General features: G+C 70.3%; 15 protein-coding genes. 2 read left to right on the forward strand and 13 right to left on the reverse strand.

What is annotated here, in order from left to right; genetic code table 11:
* Positions 1-60 precede the first annotated feature (60 nt).
* The gene (locus AC59HU_RS06980; protein ID WP_497222654.1) at positions 61-5,874 is read right to left on the reverse strand and encodes a GH92 family glycosyl hydrolase; all 5,814 of its coding nucleotides are present in this window, start codon (positions 5,872-5,874) and stop codon (positions 61-63) included.
* A gap of 201 nt (positions 5,875-6,075) precedes the next feature.
* Between AC59HU_RS06980 and AC59HU_RS06985 the strand changes: the two genes are divergently transcribed.
* The gene (locus AC59HU_RS06985) at positions 6,076-7,110 is read left to right on the forward strand and encodes a LacI family DNA-binding transcriptional regulator (protein WP_497222655.1); all 1,035 of its coding nucleotides are present in this window, start codon (positions 6,076-6,078) and stop codon (positions 7,108-7,110) included.
* Between the two features lie 148 nt (positions 7,111-7,258).
* Here the strand turns inward: AC59HU_RS06985 and AC59HU_RS06990 are convergent, their stop codons facing one another.
* The 4 genes from AC59HU_RS06990 to AC59HU_RS07005 all read right to left on the reverse strand — a co-directional run bounded on the left by AC59HU_RS06990 (position 7,259) and on the right by AC59HU_RS07005 (position 13,116).
* Positions 7,259-8,335, reverse strand: coding sequence for a zinc-dependent alcohol dehydrogenase (locus AC59HU_RS06990; protein ID WP_497222656.1), 1,077 nt, complete (start codon positions 8,333-8,335; stop codon positions 7,259-7,261).
* Positions 8,335-10,842 (reverse strand): ATP-binding cassette domain-containing protein, encoded by a 2,508-nt coding sequence (locus AC59HU_RS06995; protein WP_497222657.1) that lies wholly within the window; start codon positions 10,840-10,842, stop codon positions 8,335-8,337. The genes AC59HU_RS06990 and AC59HU_RS06995 overlap by 1 nt, the downstream gene beginning before the upstream one ends.
* A gap of 64 nt (positions 10,843-10,906) precedes the next feature.
* Complete coding sequence (locus AC59HU_RS07000; protein ID WP_497222658.1) at positions 10,907-12,016, reverse strand: substrate-binding domain-containing protein; 1,110 nt, start codon at positions 12,014-12,016, stop codon at positions 10,907-10,909.
* 86 nt (positions 12,017-12,102) lie between these two features.
* Entirely contained in the window at positions 12,103-13,116 is a 1,014-nt protein-coding gene (locus AC59HU_RS07005) for an ABC transporter permease (protein WP_497222659.1), read from the reverse strand.
* Positions 13,117-13,317: 201 nt separating this feature from the next.
* Between AC59HU_RS07005 and AC59HU_RS07010 the strand changes: the two genes are divergently transcribed.
* Positions 13,318-14,397 carry an SDR family oxidoreductase gene (locus AC59HU_RS07010; RefSeq protein ID WP_497222660.1) on the forward strand — a complete coding sequence of 360 codons (1,080 nt, stop codon included), beginning with the start codon at positions 13,318-13,320 and terminating at the stop codon, positions 14,395-14,397.
* A 102-nt stretch (positions 14,398-14,499) separates the two neighbouring features.
* On the opposite strand, the gene AC59HU_RS07015 is transcribed toward AC59HU_RS07010, so the two are convergent.
* The 8 genes from AC59HU_RS07015 to AC59HU_RS07050 form a co-directional block, all read right to left on the reverse strand.
* Complete coding sequence (locus AC59HU_RS07015) at positions 14,500-15,204, reverse strand: SDR family NAD(P)-dependent oxidoreductase (protein ID WP_497222661.1); 705 nt, start codon at positions 15,202-15,204, stop codon at positions 14,500-14,502.
* Entirely contained in the window at positions 15,201-15,614 is a 414-nt protein-coding gene (locus AC59HU_RS07020) for a hypothetical protein (protein ID WP_497222662.1), read from the reverse strand. The genes AC59HU_RS07015 and AC59HU_RS07020 overlap by 4 nt, the downstream gene beginning before the upstream one ends.
* Positions 15,615-15,664: 50 nt before the next feature.
* Positions 15,665-16,888, reverse strand: coding sequence for a sugar ABC transporter permease (locus AC59HU_RS07025; protein ID WP_497222663.1), 1,224 nt, complete (start codon positions 16,886-16,888; stop codon positions 15,665-15,667).
* Positions 16,885-17,664, reverse strand: coding sequence for an ATP-binding cassette domain-containing protein (locus tag AC59HU_RS07030; protein WP_497222664.1), 780 nt, complete (start codon positions 17,662-17,664; stop codon positions 16,885-16,887). Before AC59HU_RS07030 ends, AC59HU_RS07025 begins: the two co-directional genes overlap by 4 nt.
* A gap of 56 nt (positions 17,665-17,720) precedes the next feature.
* Complete coding sequence (locus AC59HU_RS07035) at positions 17,721-18,827, reverse strand: sugar ABC transporter substrate-binding protein (protein ID WP_497222665.1); 1,107 nt, start codon at positions 18,825-18,827, stop codon at positions 17,721-17,723.
* A gap of 174 nt (positions 18,828-19,001) precedes the next feature.
* Entirely contained in the window at positions 19,002-20,084 is a 1,083-nt protein-coding gene (locus AC59HU_RS07040; RefSeq protein ID WP_497222666.1) for a PHP domain-containing protein, read from the reverse strand.
* A gap of 56 nt (positions 20,085-20,140) precedes the next feature.
* Positions 20,141-21,127, reverse strand: coding sequence for a zinc-dependent alcohol dehydrogenase (locus AC59HU_RS07045; protein ID WP_497222667.1), 987 nt, complete (start codon positions 21,125-21,127; stop codon positions 20,141-20,143).
* A 26-nt stretch (positions 21,128-21,153) separates the two neighbouring features.
* Positions 21,154-22,209, reverse strand: coding sequence for a 2,3-butanediol dehydrogenase (locus tag AC59HU_RS07050; protein ID WP_497222668.1), 1,056 nt, complete (start codon positions 22,207-22,209; stop codon positions 21,154-21,156).
* Positions 22,210-22,258 lie beyond the last annotated feature (49 nt).

Consider the following 22,258-nt stretch of genomic DNA (forward strand, 5'->3'; position numbering starts at 1 on the left):
ACGAGCTCGAGCCCGAGGGGCAGCAGGGGTGGGCGGGGCCGGAGCCCCGCCCACCTCCCGCTACGCGGTGCGGCGGCGGCGCAGGTAGAGGAACGTCCCTCCGACCGCGATCAGCAGCAGCGACCCCAGGCCGAGCGACCCGAGCACCGAGCCGTCGGTACCGGTGTTGCTCAGCTTGCCGGTCACGGAGGCATCCGTCGCCCCGGTCGACCCCGAGCTGCCGTCACCGGGCAGCTGCGGCGCGAGCACCTGGAAGGCCAGCGACACCGGCACCTGCGAGGTCGCCCCCGTGGCCACGATGGTGTGCCCGCCGACCTCGACCTGCGGCACCGTGAAGGTGAGGCTGAATGCCCCGCGGTCGCTCGCGGTCGCGGTTCCGACCGTCACCGGGTCGGAGTTGAACTGCACGGTGATCTGCTCGCCGGGAGCGTAGCCCTCGCCCAGCACCGTCACGAGGTCGCCGGGGCGGCCCGAGTCGGAGTCGGCGTGCAGCTGCGGCGTGTAGACCGGGGTGACGACCGGCGGCACGACGTTGATCGTCGCCGTGGCCGGCATCTTCGACTCGGCGCCCGTGGCCACGATCGGGTAGATCGCGGGCACCGTGTCCGAGGGCACGGTGAGCGTCGTCTGGATGTGTCCGGCACCGTCGGCCTGGATGGTCGCCGTCACCGGGGTGGGCGTCTGCAGCTCGACCGAGACCGACTCGTTCGCCTTGTAGCCGTCTCCCGAGACCGTGACGTCAGTTCCGGCCAGCACGTCGTCGGCCGGGTCGACCGTCAGCGTGGTGGCGTAGACCGGGGCCGCCGCGATGGTCGCGGTGAGCGCGAGCTGCTCGGTGTGGTCGGCGGTCGCGACCGTGACCGACACCGGGAAGCTCCCGGCGGCGGCGTAGGTGTGGCTGCCGGTCACCGTGAGCACGGCCGGATCCGTGGCCGACGGGGTGACCGTCGCATCCTCGGTCACGGTGCCGTCGCCCCACTGGACGCGCACGATCGGCTTCACGTCGGCGGTCTTCATGGTCACCGTCGCGAGCTCGGCCGAGACCGGCTCACCCGCGGTGCCCGCGACGTCCTTGCCGACCTCCGTGGTGTAGCCGAGGTCGGCCTGCACCCCGTCGGATGCGATCGCGAAGATGTGCACGCGACCGGTCACGCCACCCTCGCCGGGCTGCAGCGGGAGCGTGATGCTCGCCACCGTCTTGCCCGTGGGGATGGTGTACGGCACCGTCGAGAAGAGGTACGGCGCAGCGCCGTTCCGCGACCCGCCGACCAGACGGTAGTCCGACTTCACGACCTCGATGTTGCCGTAGGGAGCCGTGGCACCCTGCTGGCCGCCCTTGGTCCAGTCCGAGAACTGCAGCGGGATGACCGCGGTCGTCTCGTCGGTGAAGGTCACCGTCGCGGTGGTGTCCTGGTTCTTCTCCGTCGCAGCGCCGATGAAGGACATCTGCTCCGCGCCCTCGCCGAGGTCGACCGCGATGGTCTGGCCCGATCCGGTGGCGTTGTCGGGAGCGCCGACCGGGACGGCCGGGATGGTGAAGGAGAGGTCGGTGCCCGGGACGGTCATCGGCTGGCCGAAGGTGAGTCCACCGTCGATCAGGCCCTGCCTCGGGTACGAGATGCCCTTATAGTCGCAGTTGCCGCCGCCGATGCCGTCGTCACCGATGCAGACGTTGTCGTACGCGGCGCGCAGACCCCCCTGCTCCTGGTAGTCGACGGTGATGGTGGCGAGAGCCGTGAAGGTCGAGACGCCGTCCGCCACGGTGACGGTGGCCTGGTAGACCCCCGGCTGCGTGTAGGCGTGGCGACCCGAGACCGGGTAGTTGCCGAGCGTCGCCGCGGCGATCGCGGCCTGCTCCGGCGCCGAACCGTCTCCCCAGTTCACCGTGGCCGAGTAGCCGTCCGCGACGCCTCCGGAGAGGATGCCGAGGGCGAAGTCGGTGGTGGTGCCGGTGGAGGTGGTCAGGCCCTCGGCGGGGCTGAAGGTCAGCTCGTTCGCCTCGGATCCGGTTCCGTCGGTGAGCAGCTCGAACTCGGCCAGCGCGACCGCTCCGGCCGATCCGCCCGCCGTGACCGAGATCCGGAACTGCTGGTAGGCGCCCGGGTTCTCGATCTTGAACGGAACGGTCTGGTTGCGGTTGGCGAAGGCGACGCCCGACTGCGAGTCGACCTGGGTCCAGGTCACTCCGTCGTTGCTGCCCTCCAGCGTCCAGGCCGAGGGATCGGTCGCGGCGGTGCCGGCACCCGAGGTCAGCGTGTAGAACGTCGGGCGCTGCTTGGCGCCCTTGTACGACACGGTCACCGAGGGCGTCGCCGAGGCGAACGTGACCTGGGTGCGCGAGGTGCCGTCGACCAGACCGGCGACGTTCTCGCCGCCGGCGCTCACCGCCGAGGCCAGCACGGGGCCGGTCGAGTCGACCAGCGGTGCGGCCACGGCCGAGCCGGTCGTCAGCGACGGCAGACCCGAGTTCTCGCCGGTGCCCCACGCCGAGGGCGAGGAGCCCATCGCGAAGTCGAGCGTCGCGCCGTCGGTGAGGATGCGGGAGTCGATCGAGGTGGTCGGGTGGTCTTCGCCGTTGACCTTGAGCGACTGCACGTAGATGTTCGACGTGCTGTTCTCCGGGGCGTTGATCACGAGCGACTTGCCGCCCGCGAGGTGCACGGTGGCCTTGGTGTAGAGCGGCGAGCCCAGTACGAGCTGGTCCGAACCGGTCTGCAGCGGGTAGAAGCCGAGCGCGTTGAAGATGTACCAGGCGCTCATCTCGCCGTTGTCCTCGTCGCCGGCGTAGCCCTGGCCGATCTCGCCGCCCGCGTACGAACGCTGCAGAGCCTCACGCACGATGGCCTGGGCCTTCGCGGGTGCGCCCGCCTCGTTGTACATGAACGGGATGTGGTGGCTCACCTGGTTGCTCACGCCCCACTGGCCGTAGCGGCCGTCGCGGGCCTCGACCATCTCGTGGATGGTGCCGAGGGTGGTCTCCGGGGTGGCGAAGAACTCGTCGAGCTTGTCCTCGAGGCCCTTCTGTCCGCCGTAGAGGTTGGCCAGACCGTTGGGGTCCTGCGGAGCGTGGAACGCGAAGTTCCAGCCGTTGGTCTCCGTGTAGGGCCCCCACCAGGTCTTCGGGTCGTAGTCACCGGGAGCGGTGGCGAAGGTGCCGTCGGCGTTACGGGCCTGGAAGAAGCCGCCGATCGAGGGATCGAACAGGTTCACGTAGCCGGTGGCGCGGTCGAGGTAGTACTCGCTGTCGGCCTTCAGCTGCTCGACCCGGTCCGCGGGGGTCCGCGGGTCGGCGGCGAGGGCTGCGGCCATGTTGCCGATGCCGAAGTCGTTGATGTACCCCTCCGCGGCCCACGACACGCTCTCGCCCTGCGAGGCCGGCGTGTAGCCGAGGAAGATCGACGTCGTCAGGCTCTTGCGGCCCACGCTGTCGTTGCTCGACGGGGTCGACGCGTTCTTGACGGCGGCGTCGTAGGTAGCGAGCGCATCCGGAAGCGGCACGTCGCGCAGGTAGCTGTCGGCGAAGGCCACGTCCGAGCTGGTGCCGGTCATGATGTTCGCGTAGCCGGGCGAGGACCAGCGGGCGATCCAGCCGCCGTCGCGGTACTGCTGCGTGAAGCCGTCGACGAGCTCGGCCGCGAGCTCCGGGTAGAGCATCGAGTAGGCGGGCCAGACCGTGCGGTAGGTGTCCCAGAACCCGTTGTTGACGTACATCTTCCCGTCCTTCACAGCGGCACCGGTGACGGTGGCCGTGCTGGCGGAGGTCTGTGCGCTGACCGGGCTGGCGTACTTGTACACGGGAGCGGCGGTGGTGCCGACGTTCTCGTGCTGCGCGTTCGGGTAGAGGTTGAGGCGGTACAGGTTGCTGTAGAGCGTCCGCAGCTCGGTCTCGGAAGCACCCTCGACCGAGATCACGCCGAGGCGGTCGTTCCAGGCCGAGCGGGCCGCGTCGTGCACGGCGTCGAACGACTGGGCGCCGACCTCGGCGGCGAGGTTCTTCGCCGCCTGGTCCAGACTCAGGTACGAGGTCGCGAAGCGCAGCTCCACGGTCTTGGAGCCCGAGGTGTCGAAGGTCGCGTACTTGGTCAGCTGGCGGCCGCCGGGAGCGGTGCCGGTCGAGGTGGGTGCGCGGTCGAACGCGCCGGAGACGAACATCCGGGTGCGGCCGGTGTCACCGGCGGCGCCGTTCTCGATCCAGCCGCTGACGGTGCCGTCGGCGTTGATCGTGAAGCTGCCCTCGTTCGCGTTTCCGTTGGGGGCGTCGAGCACGAGGCTGCCGGTGGCGCCGGTGAAGGTGAAGCGCTGCACGGCGGCGTGGTCGGTCGGGGTCATCTCGGCCTTCACCCCGTTGTCCAGGGTCACACCGTAGTAGTCCGGCTGAGCGGTCTCGTTCTCGTGGCCGAAGCTGCCGGCACGCTGGTGCCAGTCGCCCGCGGGCACTCCCGAGCCGGCGACCGGCATCACGGAGAACTGGTTGCGGTCGCCCATCCACGGGCTCGGCTCGTGCGAGACACCGAGGCCCTCGAAGCGGGTGCGGTTGGCGCTGGTGTTGTCCTGCTGCCAGGCGTACTCACGCGAGTTCGCGCCGGCGTTGGTCAGCGGCACCAGGAAGTTGAAGCCGTTCGGCATCGAGGTGATGGCCTCGTTCGACCCGCGCGAGAAGGCGCTGGAGGAGTTCGTGCCGCGCCGGGTGTCGACGTAGTGCGTGAGGCTCGAACCGTCGACCGTGGCGGGCTGCGCCTGGATGGCGATGTCGTCGAGGTACCCCGAGAACGCCGTGGCGGCCGAGCCGCCCGGGTTGTCGTAGCGGAACTGGATGGCCGAGACCGTCTTGCCCGCGGCGACCGGGCCGAGGTCGATCTGCACCTGGTTCCACTGGTTGGGGTAGAGCACCTTGCCCGCGCCCTGGCCCTCGGCCGTCGCGTCGATGCCGTAGACATCCGTCGGCGACAGGTCGGAGAGCTCGGTGCCGTCGGAGAAGCGCAGGTCGACGGCCGTGTAGGTCGAGGGGTACTGCAGGTCGTTGGCGGTGAGCTCGGGGAAGATCAGGTAGCTCAGGCGGGTGGTCTGGCCGACGGGGATGTTCACGTCGAACAGGCGGTTGGTGAAGGATGCGGCGCCGTCGGCGGTGTGGCTGCCGGCGAACCGGAGCGAGTGCGAGCCCGTCCAGCCCACGCGCGCCTTCATGTTGTAGCCCGTGGTCGGGCCGGCGCCGACGGTCGTGACGACCGGGGCGGCGGGGGCGTTCGGGTCCTTGGGCACGAGGAGGTCCCAGTCGGCGAGCTGGATGATGCCGCCGGAGTGGTTCGTGACGTTGTCGAGGCGGTAGTAGGTGTACGCCGTCGGGGTCGCGAAGGTGAAGGTCTTCTTCACGCCGCGCTCGGAGTCGGCCCAGGTCTGGTTCGACTGCGTGTCGAGAGTCGTCCAGGTGCTGCCGTCGTTGGATCCCTTGACCGTCCAGCTCTTCGGGTCGCGCTCCGGGGAGTCGTTGCCCGAGGTGAGCGTGTAGGTGACCGCGGCGGTGGAGGTGCGGAGCTGGTACTGCAGCCACGCGGTGCTGGTGAAGACCAGCCACTTGGTGGATGCATCCCCGTCGGCCGCCCAGATGGCCGCCTCGCCGGGGGCGTTCTGCCCGCTCGCGCTGACCGTCGCCACGTTCGGCAGCAGGCTGCCGCCGCCCGTGCCGTGCACGTTCTGCTGCAGCGGGGTGCCGTCGGCCGCGAGCTCGACCCGGCTGCCGAAGGGCGCCGTCTGGTCGGACTCGAAGGAGTTGGCGAAGTCGGTGGGCGCCGGCACGGCGGGTGCGGCGCTCGCGGCCGAGGCGCCCAGGGGGATCATGCCCGCGACGAGCGCGGCCGCGACCAGCGGCGCGCCCATCCGGCGCAGAAGCGCACCGCGTGGGCGGAGGGGACGGGGGGAAGAGTGGTGCTCCGGCATGCGGGGCCTTTCGACACTGAACGGCAGGGTGGTGGGCAGGCGCACGAAAGACGCCCGACGGAAAATCTAACCCGCCGGCCGGGGGTGTGTCAACGTTGTCACAGAGCGATCTCCGTAGGACCGAGCTATATCCTGACTCCCATGACCACCCCTCACAGCCGCGCTCGCCCCACGATGGGCGACGTCGCCGCTGCCGCGGGGGTGAGTCTCAAGACCGTCTCGCGGGTCGTGAACGGCGTCGGCTACGTCAGCGCCGAGACCCTCGCCTCCGTGCAGGCCGCCATCGACCAGCTCGGATTCCGGCGCAACGAGTTCGCCCGGCAGCTCCGCCAGGGCACCGCGGCGACGATCGGGCTGGTTCTGGAGGACGTCGCCGACCCGTTCTACTCCGTGCTCACCCGCGCGGTGGAGGACGTCGCGCTCGAGCAGGGCTACCTGCTGCTCTCGGCCTCCTCGGCCGAGGATCCGTCGCGCTCGCGCCGGATCGTGGAGTCGTTCAGCTCCCGCGGGGCCGACGGCATCATCCTCGCCCCGGCCCGCGGCACCGACCCGGAGTTCCTCCACGGCGAGATCGCGGCCGGCTGCTCGATGGTCTTCGTCGACCGGCCGGTGCCCGGCATCCCGGCCGACACCGTGCTCGCCGAGAACGTCGGCGGCGCCCGCGAGGGCACGGCCCACCTGATCGCCCACGGCCACCGCCGGATCGCCTTCTTCGGCGACCAAGAGTCGGTCTACACCGCCACCGAGCGGCTGGCCGGCTACCGGGCGGCGCTCGAGGAGGCGGGGATCGAGGCCGACGAGGCGATGGTCGTGCTCGCGGCGCCCCGCGAGGCGCCCGCCGAGCTGATCGACGCCGTGCTCGCCGACCCGAATCCGCCGACCGCGATCTTCGCCGGCAACAACCGCTGGAGCGTGCGCCTGCTGCGCCACCTCAAGGAGCGCGGCGCGCGGCCGCTGCCCGGCTTCGTCGGCTTCGACGACTTCGAGCTCGGCGACGTGCTCGATCCGGGGATCACGGTGGTCGCCCAGGATCCGGCGACCATGGGTCGCCTGGCGGCCGAGCTGCTGCTGCGCCGCGTGGCCGGCGAGGAGTCGCCGCACCAGCACATCCGGCTGCCGACCCCGCTGGTGGTACGGGGATCGGGCGAGCTGCCAGGGCCTTTCAGGCTCGGCTGACGCGGCGCTAGTTCTTGTAGGGCGACTTCACCATCTCGACGAGCGCCATCAGGCCGAGGATCCCGACTCCGAGCGTGAGCAGTCCGACGATGCCGATCAGCACTTCAGCCATGAGCGTTCTCCCTTTGGTCCGCGTGCGTCAAGGCTATCAACGAACCGTGGGCGAGGCCCACGGGTCGATCAGTACCTTGCCCTCGAGCTTGCCCGTCGCGAGCCGCTCGAGCTGCGCCGGCAGCTCCTCCAGCGGCAGCACGGCCTCGAGCAGCTCCGGCCCGACGACGCCCTCGGCGAGGATGTCCAGGGCCGGCGCCAGGTCGACGTCGCAGACATGGGCGAGGCTCGAGTCGATCGTGATCTCACGGAAGACGACCGAGTGCACGTCGAGCTCGGGCTTGGCCTTGGGCAGCCCGACCGCGAGCACGCGGCCGCCGTCCCGCACCAGCGAGACCGCCGTGGCGAGCTGACCGGGGGCGCCGCTGGCCTCGATCACCACGTCGGGCTTCGCGCCGCCGAGCGCCTGGGCGATCTCGGCCGCGAGGTCGTCGCCCGGAGAGACGACGTGGTCGGCGCCGAACCGGCGCGCACGATCCTGCTTCGGGCCGGGGAACTCGACCACCACGGTCTCGACGTCGACGAGGTGCTGCAGCCCGGCGAGCACGAAGGAGGCGATGGCCCCGGCGCCGATGATCACGACCTTGTCGCCGTCCGTCGCTCCCGAGCGGCGGGCGGCGTGGATGCCCACGGCGAGCGGCTGGGCGAGCCCGGCGTGGTCGTCGCTCAGGCCCTCCGGGATGCGGGCGAGGATCTTGGCGGGCGCCGAGACGTAGCCGGCCATCCCGCCGTCGGTGCTGAGCCCGTAGGTCCAGTACCGGTCGCACATGTTGGTGCGGCCCTCGAGGCAGCGCGCGCACTCGCCGCACCAGACACCGGCGCCGCTCGCGACCCGGTCGCCGGGGGCGAAGCCGCTGTCCGCATCCGCCTCGACGACCTCGCCGATGAACTCGTGACCGAGCACCATCGGACCGACGTGACCGGTGACCCGGTGCGGGGTGTTCACGGGGAAGATCTTGGGGCCGACGGCCCACTCGGTCGCGTCCGTGCCGCAGAGGCCGGACCGGGTGATCCGGATCAGCACCTCGCCCGGAGCCCGTTCGGGCACCGGGACCTCGGTCACGCGGATGTCGTGGTCGGCGTGGTAGACCGCCGCCCGCATCGTGTCGGTCATCAGACGAGCACCTTCCGTCGACGGCGCGCCACCGAGTAGAACACGGCGGCGACCAGGATGAGCACGCCCTGGAAGATGTACTGCCACATCTGCGACAGCCCCAGGAACGTGGTGGCGTTGAGCACCTGGATCAGCAGGATCGAGCCGAACAGGCTTCCGACGAACGTGCCGCGTCCGCCGAGGAGCGAGGTGCCGCCCAGCACCACCGCGGTGATGCTGGAGAGCGTGTAGCTGACGCCCTGCGCGGGATCGCCGACCCCGATCTGGGTCATCAGCACGATCGCGCCGCAGAAGGCGAGCACGGAGGTGGCCATGTAGGCGAACACGACCGTGCGATCGATGTTGACGCCGATCCGGCGCGCGGCCTCCTCGTTCGAGCCGGTGGCCCGGAGCCGCCAGCCCCACTTGCGCTTGCGGAGGGCCAGCTCGAGCAGCACCGTGAACACGACCAGCACGATGAAGATCAGCGGGATCGGGCCGACCCGGGTGGTCACCAGGTTCGTGAACGAGGTCGCGATGTAGCCGCCGGGCGAGTCGCGGAGCAGGAAGCTGAGCCCCTGCAGCGCGATGTACAGCGTCAGCGTCGCCGCGATCGCGGTGAACTTGCCGAACCGGATCAGGGATCCGTTGATCAACCCGGTCGCGATCGCGAGCACGAACATCAGCAGGATGCCGAGCCCCATCACCCCGAACGGCTTGTCGTCGTTCACGAAGAACGAGCCGACCACCACCAGGAAGCCGGCGAGCGGCCCGACCGAGAGGTCGATGCCCCCGATCAGAAGCGAGATGGTCTGGCCGAGGGCGATGAAGCCGAGCGCGCTGACGAGCATCAGCACCGAGAAGATGTTGAAGTCCGAGAGATAGCGCGCGTTCTGGCTGAAGATGAAGGCGCCGAGCACGACGATCACGCCGACCAGCAGCGCCGAGGGCGCGTAGTCGCCCTGGATGAAGCGGCGCACCGGCGTGGAGCGCGCGATCTTCTCGGTGGCGAGCTGGGTGTTCGCGGTGTGCGCGGTCGAGGTGACGGCCGACTGCACGATCCGCGTCTCGGTGATGTCGTCGCCGAGCAGGGTGCCGACGGCGTTGCCGCGCGACATCACGACCACCTGGTCGCACAGGCCCTCGAGCTCCTTGGCGTCCGAGGAGGCGACGACGACCGGGATGCCGCTGGCCGAGACCTCGCGCAGGATCTTGTAGATCTCCAGTCGCGCCCCGACGTCCACGCCCTGGGTCGGTTCGTCGGCGATCATGATCGAGGGCTCGGAGAGCAGCGCCCGGGCCATGACGACCTTCTGCTGGTTGCCGCCGGAGAGCGAGGAGACCACCGCATCCATCGACGAGGCCTTGACCGCGAGCGAGTCGAGGGTCGACCCGACGGTCGTGACCTCGCGGTCGCGGTTGAGCAGCGCCCAGCGCTTGAACCGCTTGAGGGCGGCGACCGCGGCGTTCTCGCGCACGGTCAGCGTCATCATCAGCCCCTCGGTGTGCCGGTCGGCCGGCATGTAGGCCGCGTGACCGAGGAGGCCGGAGCTCGTGAGCTCCTTGCCGTTGACGACGATCCGGCCCTCGAAGGAGTCGAGCCCGGCGAGCGCGCGGAGCAGTTCGCTCTGCCCGTTGCCGACGACCCCGGCGATGCCGAGGATCTCACCGCGCTTGACCGCCGCGCTGACGTCGACGAAGCCGTCGCCGGAGATGCCGTCGATCACCAGGTTGATGTCGTCGGCGTCGGTCGCGGTGTACTTCGGCGGGAAGGTCGACTCCATCTGACGACCGATGATCATCGTCAGGAGCTCGTCGTCGGTGACCTCGTCGACCCGGGCGACCCCGCGGAGCCGCCCGTCGCGGAGCACGGTCACCCGGTCGGCGAGCTGGCGCACCTCCGCCATCCGGTGCGTGATGTAGACCACCGCGGTGCCGGCCGCGACGGCCTCGCGCACCCGGGCGAACAGCAGGTCGACCGAGTCCTGGCCGAGCGGCGCCGTGGGCTCGTCGAGCACCAGCACCCGCGGCTCGAGGGCGAGCGCCTTCGTGATCTCCAGCAGGTGCTTCTGCGCGACGCTCAGCGTCTCGACCCGATCGCCGACGTGGGCGGTGAGGCCCGACGCCCGGATGAGCGAGGTCGCGTACTCGTCGATCGGGCCCTTGCCCTCGAAGACCGAGCGCGGGAGGGCCACCCGGAGGTTCTCCAGGATCGTCATGTCCGGGAGGACCGCCGGGTGCTGGTGCACGATGGCGATGCCGAGCCTCGCCGCGAGGGCGGGGCTCAGCGACTCGATCGGGTCGCCGTTGACGCGGATGGTGCCGCCGTCCGGCTGGACGGTGCCGGAAGCGACGTTCATGAGCGTCGACTTCCCGGCACCGTTCTCGCCGAGCAGGGCGTGCACCTCTCCCGGCAGCACGTCCAACGAGACGTCGGTGAGTGCTGCGACGCCGGAGTACGACTTCGAGATGCCGGTCAGCGACAGGACGGCGACGGTGGTGTCGACGTCTTCGAGTTGTGAGTCCACGGTGTGCCCTCTACTGGTGGGTGGAGCGCCGGCAGGGCCGGCGGGTGACGGATCGAGGCGCGTGCTACTTCAGCAGCGCAGCCTGGTCCTCGGGCGACATCTCGGCCGAGAGGAAGATGTCTCCCGGCAGGTCGGGGCGGCACTCGACCTTGTTCGGGGTGCCCGAGACCGAGTCCTCGAAGACGGGGGCGTCGAAGACCGTGGTGTCCGGCAGCACGCCGCCGGTGGCCTTGGCCACGGCGTACTGCACCGCGAGACGCACGTTGTCGTTACCGGTCGCGACCGTCATCATCTTGAAGTCGGGGTTCGCGGCCTGGTTGTCGGTCCAGAAGCAGCCGAGCACGTTGCCGTCGGAGGTCACCAGCGCCGGGATGCTGCGGCCGCTCTTGGTGAACTCGGGTAGCGCACCGACCAGCGACGGGCCGAAGTCGGAGACGATCACGTCGATCTGCGGGTTCTTCGCGATCGCGCTCGTCAGCACCTGCTGCGTCAGCGCCGGGTCCCAGTTGGTGGGCTCGAAGGGGGTCTCGCCGATGAACTCGTACTCACCACCGGTGCCGAGCACCGAGTTCATGCCGGTCAGCTCGTCCTCGCCCTGGCTGTTGCCCTTGGGGCCGGAGACGAAGAGGATCTTCGCGCCGTCGGGGAAGTTGGTCTTGATCCACTTGCCCCAGTTCTCGCCGTCGGTGGTGAAGTCCGCACCGATCCAGGCGTCGTAGTCCACGCCGTCCTTGCCGCCCGGGTTCACGCGGTAGGGAACCGTGACGACCCCGGCCTGGTAGGCGCTGCGGAGGGCGGGCAGCATGGCCTCGCCCGCATCCGGGAACACGACGAGGGCGTTGACGCCCTTGGCGACCATGCCCTGGATGTCGGCGATCGACTTCTGGGTGTCGCCCTGACCGTCGGCGTACTCGTAGCCGGTGACGCTCGGGCACTTCTTGACCTCGTCGGCGCCGGCGGCCGTGGTGATCTTGCGCCAGCTGTTGCCGCCGAAGCCGTCGAGCAGGCCCAGGGTGATCTGGTTGGGTCCGCACCAGCTGGGGGCGCCGGCGACCGGGGCTCCGGTGGCGGGGGCGCCGTTGGAGGAGGGGGCGCCCGAACTGCAGGCGGTCAGCGCAAGGGCGCTGACTCCGAGGGCCGCGGCCGCCAGGACGATTCTTTTGCGGATTGCCATGAGTGGTTCCTCTCACATGGGCGGCGCCTCTGCCGCCCATCATTCGGGTTGTTCAGGTGTGTTCGGGGGTGGGTTCTGAAGCCGGGTCAGGTGGCCGCGCTGACGCGCCGCCGCCCCGCCAACCGGGCACGGAGGCCGGCCCAGTTGATCGTGTAGAGGCCGACGCCGACCGCGAGGGCCGCCGCCTGGATGATGGAGCGCACCGCGAAGGGCACGCCCGCAGCGAGCACGAACTGGTCGAGCTGGCTGAGGAACAGGGCCGCCACGACTGTGGCGAGCGGGAAACCGCGCCCGCCGAGGAGCGAGGTGCCACCGAGCACGACCACCGCGACGGCCGGGATCAGGTAGGTGTTGCCCTGGAAGGCGGTCGGCTGCGCGGTGATCCCCGCGAGCAGGATGCCGGCCAGGCAGTAGAGCAGCTGCGCCCAGACGTAGGCCGTCGCCTGGTGCGTCCTGACCCGGAGCCCCGTGGCGCGCGCGGCGACCGGGTTGGCGCCGACGGCCTCGAAACGCCGACCGGCGACCGTCTTCTTGACGAGCACGGTGACCAGCACGAAGGCGGCGAGGGCGAAGAAGACCGAGTTCGGGATGCCGAAGCTGAGCCCGCCGGCGATGTCGCGCAGCAGGCGGGTCGTCGTGGTCGGGCTGCCGCCGGAGATGCCGAGCACCACCGCGTACAGCAGGGCGTTGGTGCCCAGGGTCGCGATGATCGCGTTGAGCTTGAGCCAGCCGATCAGGGCGCCGTTCAGGATGCCGGCGAGCGCCGCGAGACCGAGGGCCAGGGCGACGGCCGGGAGCAGCAGGCTGTTGTCGCCGTTCGGGATGCGGCTGACGACCACGATCGACAGCGACACCGCGCCGGGGATCGACAGGTCGATGCCGCCCTGCTGCACGACCAGCATCTGGCCGAGACCGACGCAGGTCAGCACGGCGAAGAAGGGGAGCATCCCGAGCACCGCGCCCTGCGAGACGCTGGAGGGGGCGAAGACCGCGCTGAGGATGAACAGGGCCACCACGGCGATGCCGACGGTGACCAGTCCACGGGAGATCGTGAACCGGGAGCTCTTCAATCCGGTCGTCATCCGCTCCGTCGCGCTCATGCTCTCTCCAGTGGTAGATCTGGGTGTCGTCCTCGACCCCGTCGTTGAGTATAGCTTTACAGCAGCCGCCAGGTGTTCACAACAGCTTTTGGTAACTATTCGGTCAAAACGCCTGTTCCGCGCGGATGTTCGGAGAACACGCAACGGATTGTAAAGCAAAAGTGTACATTTGCTCTGAACAGCTCGACGAAAGGGACGATGATGTCAACAGACGGATCCGGGCGCCGCGCCCTTGTGGTGGGATCGACGGGGATCGCCGGTCAGGCGCTCTGCCGCCGGCTCCTCGACGCCGGCTTCGAGACCTACGGGGTCTCGCGGTCGCTCGCCACCCCGGTGGAGGGGGTGAACCCCATCGCGGCCGACCTCCTCGACGCCGACGGGCTCACGGCGGCGCTGGCCGAGGTGCGGCCGAACCTGGTCTTCATCACCGCGTGGATGCGCCAGCCCAGCGAGGCGGAGAACATCGAGATCAACAGCGCGATCGTGCGCAACAGCATCTCCGCGGCCGCCGCGGGAGGGGCGCTGGAGCACGTCGCCCTGCTCACCGGCCTCAAGCACTACCTCGGCCCGTTCGACAACTACGCCACCGGCGTGATGGCCGACACCCCGTTCAGCGAGGAGGAGGCGCGGCTGGACAGCCCCAACTTCTACTACGCCCAGGAGGACGAGCTGTTCGCGGCGGCCAAGCGCCACGGCTTCACCTGGAGCGTGCACCGCGCCCACACCGTCTTCGGCTTCGCGGTCGGCAACGCCATGAACATGGCTCTGACCCTGACGGTCTACGCGACCATCTGCGCGCGCACCGGCGAGCCGTTCCGGTTCCCCGGTTCCGAGACGCAGTGGAACGGCGTCACCGACGTCACCGACTCCGACCTCCTCGCCGAGCAGCTGCTCTGGGCGGCGACCGATCCCGCCGGGCGGGACCAGGCCTTCAACATCGCCAACGGCGACGTCTTCCGCTGGCGCTCGCTCTGGCCCAAGATCGCCGAGCACTTCGGCGTCGACTGGGTCGGGTTCGAGGACGAGCCCGCGCCGCTGGAGGGCCGGATGGGCCACGCGGCCGCCGAATGGGAGGCCATCGCCGCCGAGAACGGGCTGGTCGAGAGCGACGTGAACCGGCTCGCGAGCTGGTGGCACACCGACGGCGACCTCGGCCGCAACCTCGAGTGCTTCACCAGCATGAACAAGAGCCGGGAGGCGGGGTTCCTCGGCTTCCGCACGACCCCGTCGAGCTTCTTCGACAAGGTCGACCGCTACCGCGCGGCCCGCATCATCCCCTGACGACGAATCCCGGCCGACGACGACGAAGCCCGGCTCTCCGAGGCGGAGGGCCGGGCTTGTCGTTCGGGTCCGGGCGGGGAGTCCCTCCCGCCCGGACGTCGGTCACGCCAGCACTTCACCCCCGGTGACGGGGGCGATCAGATGGCGCGGGGCGGGGAGCTCTGCCAGCCAGAGCGCCGCCCAGCCCAAGTCGGTCGGGCGCCCGAGCCGCCCAGCCGGGATCTTGCTCGAGCGCTCGCGGAGGATGGTGTCGTAGTCGACGCCTCGACCCTCGGCCATCCCCTCGAACGCCGAGCGGAGCAGCGGCGTCTCCGTCGCGCCGGGGCAGAGGATGCGGATGCGCGGGCCGCCTCCGAGCGCCTTCCTGCCGCGGGCCCAGCCGACCAGGGCGAACTTCGAGGCGCAGTAGGCGCCGTTGTTCGCCTCGCCGTAGAGGCCGGCCTGGCTCGAGATCGCGACGAAGCTGCCGTCCCGTTCCTCCAGCAGCGGCGCGAGCGCGTCGTAGAGCCCGAGGAACGACAGGGTGTTGATCTGCATCACGCGGTCGGAGTAGGCCCGGTCGACCTCGTCGAGCGGCCGGGCCGCGGCGATGCCGTGGGCCGCCACGACGGCGTCGACTCCCTCCTCGCGGCACCGCTCGGCGATGCGCTCCAGGTGCGCGGGGTCGTTGAGATCGCCCTCCAGGTCGACGGGCCCGGCCGCGGAGGCGCGGAGATCCTGCGTCAGCACGGAGTGCCCCGCCGCCAGGAAGGCGTCGACGATCGCAGAGCCGATCCCGCCGGCCGCGCCGGTCACCAGTGCCTTCATCGTGCCGTCTCCCTGAGGTCGTAGGTGGTGCCGCGGGAGAACCGTCCGTCCTCCCCGGCGAGGTACTCGAGGGTGCGCAGCCGCGCGGCGTCCTGGCCGGCCGTCGAGACGACGATGTTGATCGCCGGGCAGGTCGCATCCTTCTCGAGCGTGAAGGACTGCACCAGACCGCGGACCGCCTCGATGAAGGCCTCGGTCGACGCGGCGGAGTCGGGAGACGCCTCGACGAGCACGTCGACCACGGCCGCGCCGTCGGGCGCCCGGCGGGCGGCGTCGGTGAGGAACGCGATCACGTCGTACACCCCCTCGGTCAGGAGCGTCGCGCGCTCGGCCGCGCCGTTCGTGTCGCGCAGCACGATCTCGCACCGCACGAGCGCGGCCGGATCGGTCGAAACCACCTGGTCTGTCATCGCTGCCTGGTCTGTCATCGCTGCCTGGTCTGTCATCGCTGTCCGATCCGTCATCGTTTCCTCCAGGAGAAGGTGCCGCGGCTGAGCACCACGTCGGCCACGGTCGCGGCCGCCAGGATGATCCCCGTGACGATCTGCTTGGCCTCGGTCGGCAGCCCGAGGAGATCCATGCCGTTGCTGATGCTGCCGATCAGGAGCGCACCGAGCAGCGCCGACCACACGGTGCCCTTGCCGCCGAAGAGACTGGTGCCGCCGATCACCGCGGCGGCGATCGCCTCGAGCAGCAGCGTGCCGCCGCCGGACTGCACCGAGACGCCGAGCAACCGGCTGGCGGCGAAGACCCCGCCGAGGGCCGAGAAGAAGCCGGCGAACGCGAAGGCCCACAGGATCGTCTTGCCCACCGGGATCCCGGCACGACGGGCCGCCTCGCGGTTGCCGCCGACCGCGTAGAGGCGGATCCCGAAGCGCGTCTGCGTGGTGATGTAGGCGAACAGGCCCACCGTCCCGACCAGGATCGCGAACATCAGCGGCACCCCGCGGTGCAGGTTCATCACCAGCACGATCGCCACGGCGAGCACGATCACCGCGGCGATCGGGATGACGGCCGCCCTGACGAACGAGGTCGGCAGACCCAGCCGCATCCGTCGTCGCCACCGCAGGAGGTAGAAGGCGCCGGCGAGCACGATCGCGATGAGGCAGACCAGCCAGCCCAGGGGCGCGGACAGGTAGGTGCCGGCGATCAGCTTGAGCGGGTCGTTGGCGAGGCTGATCTGACCGGAGTCGGGCAGCGAGGCCAGCAGGATGCCGCCGAGCGCCAGCGACCCGGCGAGCGTGACGATGAAGGAGGGTGCGCCGTAGAGCACGATCACCGCCTGCGCCAGGGCCCAGGCCACGCCGAACACCAGCGCGACCACCACCGCGAGGATCGGGTTCCAGCCCGCGTTCACCGCGAGATTGCCCGCGATGGATGCGGCGACCCCGCTGAGCGCGGCGACCGAGAGGTCGATCTCGCCGAGCAGCAGCACGAAGACGAGCCCGAGGGCGATCGTCGCGGTCACCGCCGTCTGCAGGGTCAGGTTGGACAGGTTCACCGGCGACAGGAACAGCGGGTTCTGGATCGCGAAGAAGATCCAGACCAGTACCAGCACCACGAGCACCGGGCCCAGCCGGAACCGGCTGGCGGTGGACTTGAACCGCTCGCTCCGGGAGACCGCGGGTGGCAGCGCCGTCGAGGCCGTCACCGGCGCGGACGGGGTATCGACATCGACGTTCACAGGATGACGCTCTCTTGTTGGGATGCCCCGGTGATGGCGTCGACGACGTCGTTGCCGGAGTACTGGTCGCGGAGGAAGGTGCGGGTCTTGCGCCCGAGCCGCAGCACCTCGACCCGATCGGCGAGGTAGCGGACGTCCTGCATGTCGTGCGAGATCACCATGACCGCGAGCCCCTGGTCGCGCAGCCGTTGGAGCAGGTTGCGCACCTGCTCCTTCTGCGTGACGCCGAGGGCCGCGGTCGGCTCGTCCAGCAGCACGACCTCGGGGGTGCTGAGGATGCTGCGGCAGATCGCGATGCCCTGCCGCTGTCCCCCGCTCAGCTGCGAGATCGGTGCGCTCAGGTCTTTGATCTTGACCCCGAGGTTCGCGAGGACCTCGTTCGCGCGCTGCTCCATCTGGTCCCACGACAGCTGGAACAGGGACGAGGTGCGCCCGCCGAGCTCGCGGCCGAGAAACAGGTTCTGCACGGTGTCGAGGTTGTCGCAGAGGGCGAGATCCTGGTACACCGTCTGGATCCCCGCCTCCGCGGCGTCCTGCGGACCGGTGAAGCGCACCGGCGCACCGTTCCGCAGGATCTCGCCGTGGTCGGGGGCGTAGATGCCGGACAGCACCTTCGTCAGCGTCGACTTCCCGGCACCGTTGTCGCCCACGAGGGCGGTGATCTCGCCCTTGTAGAGAGAGAGGTCGATGTCCGAGAGCGCCTGGACGCCGCCGAAGTGCTTCGAGATGCCGCGGAGTTCGAGCACCGGGCCGGTCGGGCGTGATGTTTCCGTCACTGGTTCCTCCTGGTCGTTCCTGTGGACGGCGGGGCGGGGGGATCCGGGTGGGCGGGTCAGCCGGCGTCGCAGAACGCGACGCCCGTCAGACCGTCGCAGATCTCCTGCTTCGTGTAGAGCCCCGCGTCGATGACCGTCTGCATGTTCTCGGCGTCGATGCTCTCGACGTCGAGGTAGGCGGCCGGCACCTGCTCGGCGTTGTTGTCGAAGGTCGCGTTGACCAGGCCGGCGGGCGGGTCCGACTTCATCAGCGCCGCCACCATGAGCTCGGCGGCCGACTTGCCCTCGACCGCGTAGTTCTTGAACACGGTGTCCTTCTGCTTGCCCTGCAGGATGTACTTCAGGCCGTCGAGGTTCGCGTCCTGCCCGCCGTAGACCGGAACCGTGCCGCCGAGGTTCTGGCCCTCCAGCGCCGCGATGGCACCCGAGGCCGTTCCGTCGTTGGAGACGAGGATGGCGTCGATCTGGTTCTGGGTCTTCGTGAGGCACTGCTCGACGATCTTCTGGGCGTTGGCGGGATCCCAGCCGGCGGCGTAGTCCTCGCAGACCACCTGCACCTTCCCATCGGCGACGAGCTTGTCGATGGTCTCGTCCTGGCCCGCCTTGACCTGGGTGGTGTAGTTGTCGCCGTTGTTGCCGTAGACCCGGGCCACCTTGACCGGCGAGGCCGAGGGGAGGTTGGCGCCGAAGTAGGTGCCCTGCGCCTCGCCCACCTTCAGCGGGTCGAAGATCACCTGGAACGCGACGCTGCCGTCGAGGGCCTCGTGCTCGTAGCCGATGACCGGGATCGAGGCGTCGGAGGCCTTGGCCAGCACCGATCCGGAGAGCGCCGGGTCGGCCGAGACGAAGACCAGTCCCTTCGTGCCCTGGCTGATCGCGGTCTCGGCCTGGGTGAGCTGACGCGCGGCGTCGCCCTCGGCGTTCTGCACGTCGACCGTGACGCCCGGGGCGAGCTCCTTCATGGCTGCGACGAACGCGGGGCCGTCGTGCTCGACGAACCGGGTCGTCGTGGTGTTCGGCAGCAGCAGCGTCACGGTGCCCGTGAGCTCCTCGGCCGAGGCCGCAGCCGGTTGCTGGGCCGCCTGGTCGGCACCCGTGGTGCATCCGGTCAGGGCGGCGACCGCGCCGATTGCGACGGCGGCAAGCCAGATCTTCGTCCGCATGACTATCTCCTCATTGAGTAGTTGTGGATGAGCGCCACGGTTCGCAGCAGGGCAAAACGTTTAGTGGCGCTTAAATTGTTCGTTAATACTTACCGAACGCTCAGGTTTAATCAACTGACGTTTTATAACGGTGAACGAACGATCGTGCTTGAGCGTCGGGGCGACCGGGACGGATCAGCGGTTCCGGGCGGTCCAGTCGAGGAGGCGGTCGAGGGGCCAGGTGGTCACGATCCGATCGGCGGGCACCCCGGCGGCCGCCGCCCGGGCCGCACCGAGGTCGAGGAAGGCCAGGTGCCCGGGGGCGTGCGCATCCGAGTCGATGCTGAACAGGCAGCCGGCGTCGAGGGCCATCTGGATCAGGTCGTCCGGCGGATCCTGCCGCTCGGGGCGGGAGTTGATCTCGACCGCCACCCGGTTCGCGGCGCAGGCGGCGAACACGGCGGCGGCGTCGAACTCGCTCTGCGGCCGGGTGCCCCGCGAGCCCTCGACCAGGCGGCCGGTGACGTGGCCGAGCACGTCGGTGTGGGGGTCGTCGACGGCGGCGAGCATCCGTCTGGTCATCGTGGCCCGGTCGCTCCGGAGCTTCGAGTGCACGCTCGCGACGACCACGTCGAGGCGGTCGAGCAGGCCGGGCTGCTGGTCGAGCCCGCCGTCTTCGAGGATGTCGACCTCGATGCCCGGGAGCAGCCGGAAGGGCGCCGCGTCGGTGGCTGCCGCGTCGGTATCCCCTGCATCAGTGCCCCCCGCGTCGGCGCCCGCCGCGATCGCCTCGTTCAGCGCCGCCACGACCCCGAGCTGCTGCTCGAGCCGCTCGGCGGTGAGCCCGTGCGCGATCTTGAGGTTCGGCGAGTGGTCGGTCAAGGCGAGGTACTCGTGGCCGAGGGCGAGGGCGGCGTCGGCCATGCTCCGGATGTCGGTGGTGCCGTCGGACCAGTCGCTGTGCGCGTGCAGGTCGCCGCGCAGAAGCGCCCGCAGCTCGGCGCCGGCCGGGTCGATGCCCTCGCCGGCGCGGGCGCGGAGGTCGGCGAGGTAGTCGGGCACCCGGCCCGAGGCGGCCTGGGCGATGATCTCGTAGGTGCGGTCGCCGATGCCCTTGGTCGACTTGAGCCGCCCGTCGGCGAGCCGTGCGGCGAGCTCTTCGGCGTTCCACGCCTCGACGATCCCGGCGGCGCGCCGGAACGCCTTCGCCTTGAAGGCCGACGCCCGCTCGTTCTCGAGCCGGAACGCCACCTCGTTCAGCGCATCCAGCGGCTCCATGCCCACAACCTACCCCGGGGCGCGCGGCCCCGGGGAGGTCGGGATCGGGTCTCGGCTCAGCGGGCGAAGGGGGCGGGGGCCGTGAGCTCGATCTGGGCCTTGATGACGCCGCGCTGGGCGGCCGCCGTGGCCACCGCATCCGTCGCCTCGTCGACACCGAAGACGTGGGTGATCAGCGGCGAGAGGTCGATGCCGGTCGAGGCGAGGAAGCGGAGGGTCTGCGGCCAGACGCCGGGCGAACCGATCGAGCCTGAGATGCTGAGCTCCTTCGACTGGATCAGCCCGAGCTGGGCGGTCGCCGAGCGGCCGACGTCGATGCCGATGTAGGCGATGCGGCCGCGGAAGGCCGCGAGCTCGAGCGCGGTGGCCATCACCTCGGGGCGGCCGCTGGCCTCGACGACCACGTCGGCGCCGCGACCACCGGAGAGGCGGGCGAGCGTCTCCTCGATGGCGTCCGGATGCACGGCCTCGGTCGCGCCCAGCTGCACCGCGGTCGCGCGGCGCTCCTCCGAGGGCTCCACGACGATGGTCGTCGCGCCCATCGCCGCGGCTGCGGCGGTGACGGCGAGCCCGATGGGGCCGGCGCCCAGCACGACCAGCACGTCGCTGCCGTCGACGTTGCCGACCCGCAGCAGCGCGTAGTACGCGACGCTGAACGGCTCGACCAGCGCGCCGGCGGCCCAGTCCAGCTCCTCGGGCAGGCGGTGCAGCCACGCGGGCTTGGCCACGAAGTACTCGGCCGCGGCCCCGGAGATCGAGAAGCCGAAGTGGTCGTCGCCGATGACGCACTCGCCGACCACCCGGTCGCCCACGGCGAACTCGGTCACGGCCGAGCCGACCGCGGCGACCTCGCCCGACCACTCGTGGCCGGGGATCACGGGGTACTCGAACGGGATGATGTACCGACCCTCGAGCAGCTCGATGTCGGAGTGGCAGACGCCCACCCGACGGGAGGCGATCAGCACCTCGTCGGCGGCGATCTCGGGGACGTCGAGGTTCCGCACCTGTGCGGAATCCTCTTCGACGAACTGCAGTGCCTTCATGGCGCGGATCTCCTGTCTGGGTTCTGTCAGCGGGCCTGGATGAGGACTTTGACCTGGTCGCCGCGCGGCGAGAGCAGCGTCTCGAAGCCGGCGACGACCTCCGCCATCGGCACCTGGGCGGTGACGACCTTCTCGACGGGGTAGCGCCCGCGGGCGATCAGGTCGATGATGCGGGGCCAGTCGGTGACCGGGTAGCACCAGGTCCCGGCCAGGGTGATGTCGTGCTCGGAGAGCACCATCGGGTCGATCGACGCGGCCTTGGTGTGCAGTCCGGTCTGCGAGATGCGGCCCGCCGAGCGCACCGAGGCGATGGCAGCCTGCAGCGCGCGCTCGTTGCCGGAGCACTCGACCACCGCATCCACGCCGACGCCCTCGGTGGCGTCCTTCAGGTACGCCGCCACGTCGATCTTGGTCGGGTCGAGCACCTCGCCGACGTCGAGCGCCGCCGCGAGCTCGGCCCGGAACGGGTTGACCTCGGAGATGAAGACGTTCGCGCCGAGCGAGGCGGAGTAGAGGGCGGCCAGGGCGCCGATCGGGCCGGCGCCGGTGATCAGCACGGTGTCGCCGGGGCGCACGTGCGCGGTGTCGACGCCGTAGGCCGCGACGGCTCCCGGCTCGACCAGGGCGCCCTGCAGGTCGCTCATCGCGTCCGGCAGCGCGAACACGTGGGTCGCGGGCACGACGGCCAGTTCGGCGATGCCGCCCGAGGTGTAGCTGAGGCCGATGCAGCCCATGCGCTGGCAGAGGTGGTTGAGACCGCGGCGGCAGAAGTAGCACTCGCCGCAGGAGAGCAGCGGCATGACCGAGACCCGGTCTCCGGCCTTCACATTCGTGACGCCGGCTCCGACCTCGAGCACCTCGGCCGAGAACTCGTGCCCGAGGATCTGCGGGGCGGTCACCCCGGTGAGCGGATGCGGCGTGCTCGGGATGACGATGGGCCCCATCGCGTACTCGTGCAGGTCGGTGCCGCAGACACCGCACCAGAACGGACGCAGCAGCACCTCGCCGGCACCCGGCCCCGTGGGATCCGGGACCTCTTCGACCCTGATGTCGTGGGCGGCGTGGAAGACGGCTGCTCTCATCCCTTGCTCCTTTGCACGGTTCCTAAGTTCATTCTCACTGTACACATTT

The sequence above is a fragment of the Herbiconiux sp. 320_LB genome (assembly GCF_059691755.1).

Coding starts and splice junctions, on each gene's coding strand:
- AC59HU_RS07050 (WP_497222668.1), bottom strand. CDS start 22,209: ATGAGAGCAGCCGTCTTCCACGCCGCCCACGACATCAGGGTCGAAGAG.
- AC59HU_RS07045 (WP_497222667.1), bottom strand. CDS start 21,127: ATGAAGGCACTGCAGTTCGTCGAAGAGGATTCCGCACAGGTGCGGAAC.
- AC59HU_RS07015 (WP_497222661.1), bottom strand. CDS start 15,204: ATGAAGGCACTGGTGACCGGCGCGGCCGGCGGGATCGGCTCTGCGATC.
- AC59HU_RS07035 (WP_497222665.1), bottom strand. CDS start 18,827: ATGCGGACGAAGATCTGGCTTGCCGCCGTCGCAATCGGCGCGGTCGCC.
- AC59HU_RS06985 (WP_497222655.1), top strand. CDS start 6,076: ATGACCACCCCTCACAGCCGCGCTCGCCCCACGATGGGCGACGTCGCC.
- AC59HU_RS07020 (WP_497222662.1), bottom strand. CDS start 15,614: ATGACAGACCAGGTGGTTTCGACCGATCCGGCCGCGCTCGTGCGGTGC.
- AC59HU_RS06980 (WP_497222654.1), bottom strand. CDS start 5,874: ATGGGCGCGCCGCTGGTCGCGGCCGCGCTCGTCGCGGGCATGATCCCC.
- AC59HU_RS07000 (WP_497222658.1), bottom strand. CDS start 12,016: ATGGCAATCCGCAAAAGAATCGTCCTGGCGGCCGCGGCCCTCGGAGTC.
- AC59HU_RS07040 (WP_497222666.1), bottom strand. CDS start 20,084: ATGGAGCCGCTGGATGCGCTGAACGAGGTGGCGTTCCGGCTCGAGAAC.
- AC59HU_RS07010 (WP_497222660.1), top strand. CDS start 13,318: ATGTCAACAGACGGATCCGGGCGCCGCGCCCTTGTGGTGGGATCGACG.
- AC59HU_RS06990 (WP_497222656.1), bottom strand. CDS start 8,335: ATGACCGACACGATGCGGGCGGCGGTCTACCACGCCGACCACGACATC.
- AC59HU_RS07005 (WP_497222659.1), bottom strand. CDS start 13,116: ATGAGCGCGACGGAGCGGATGACGACCGGATTGAAGAGCTCCCGGTTC.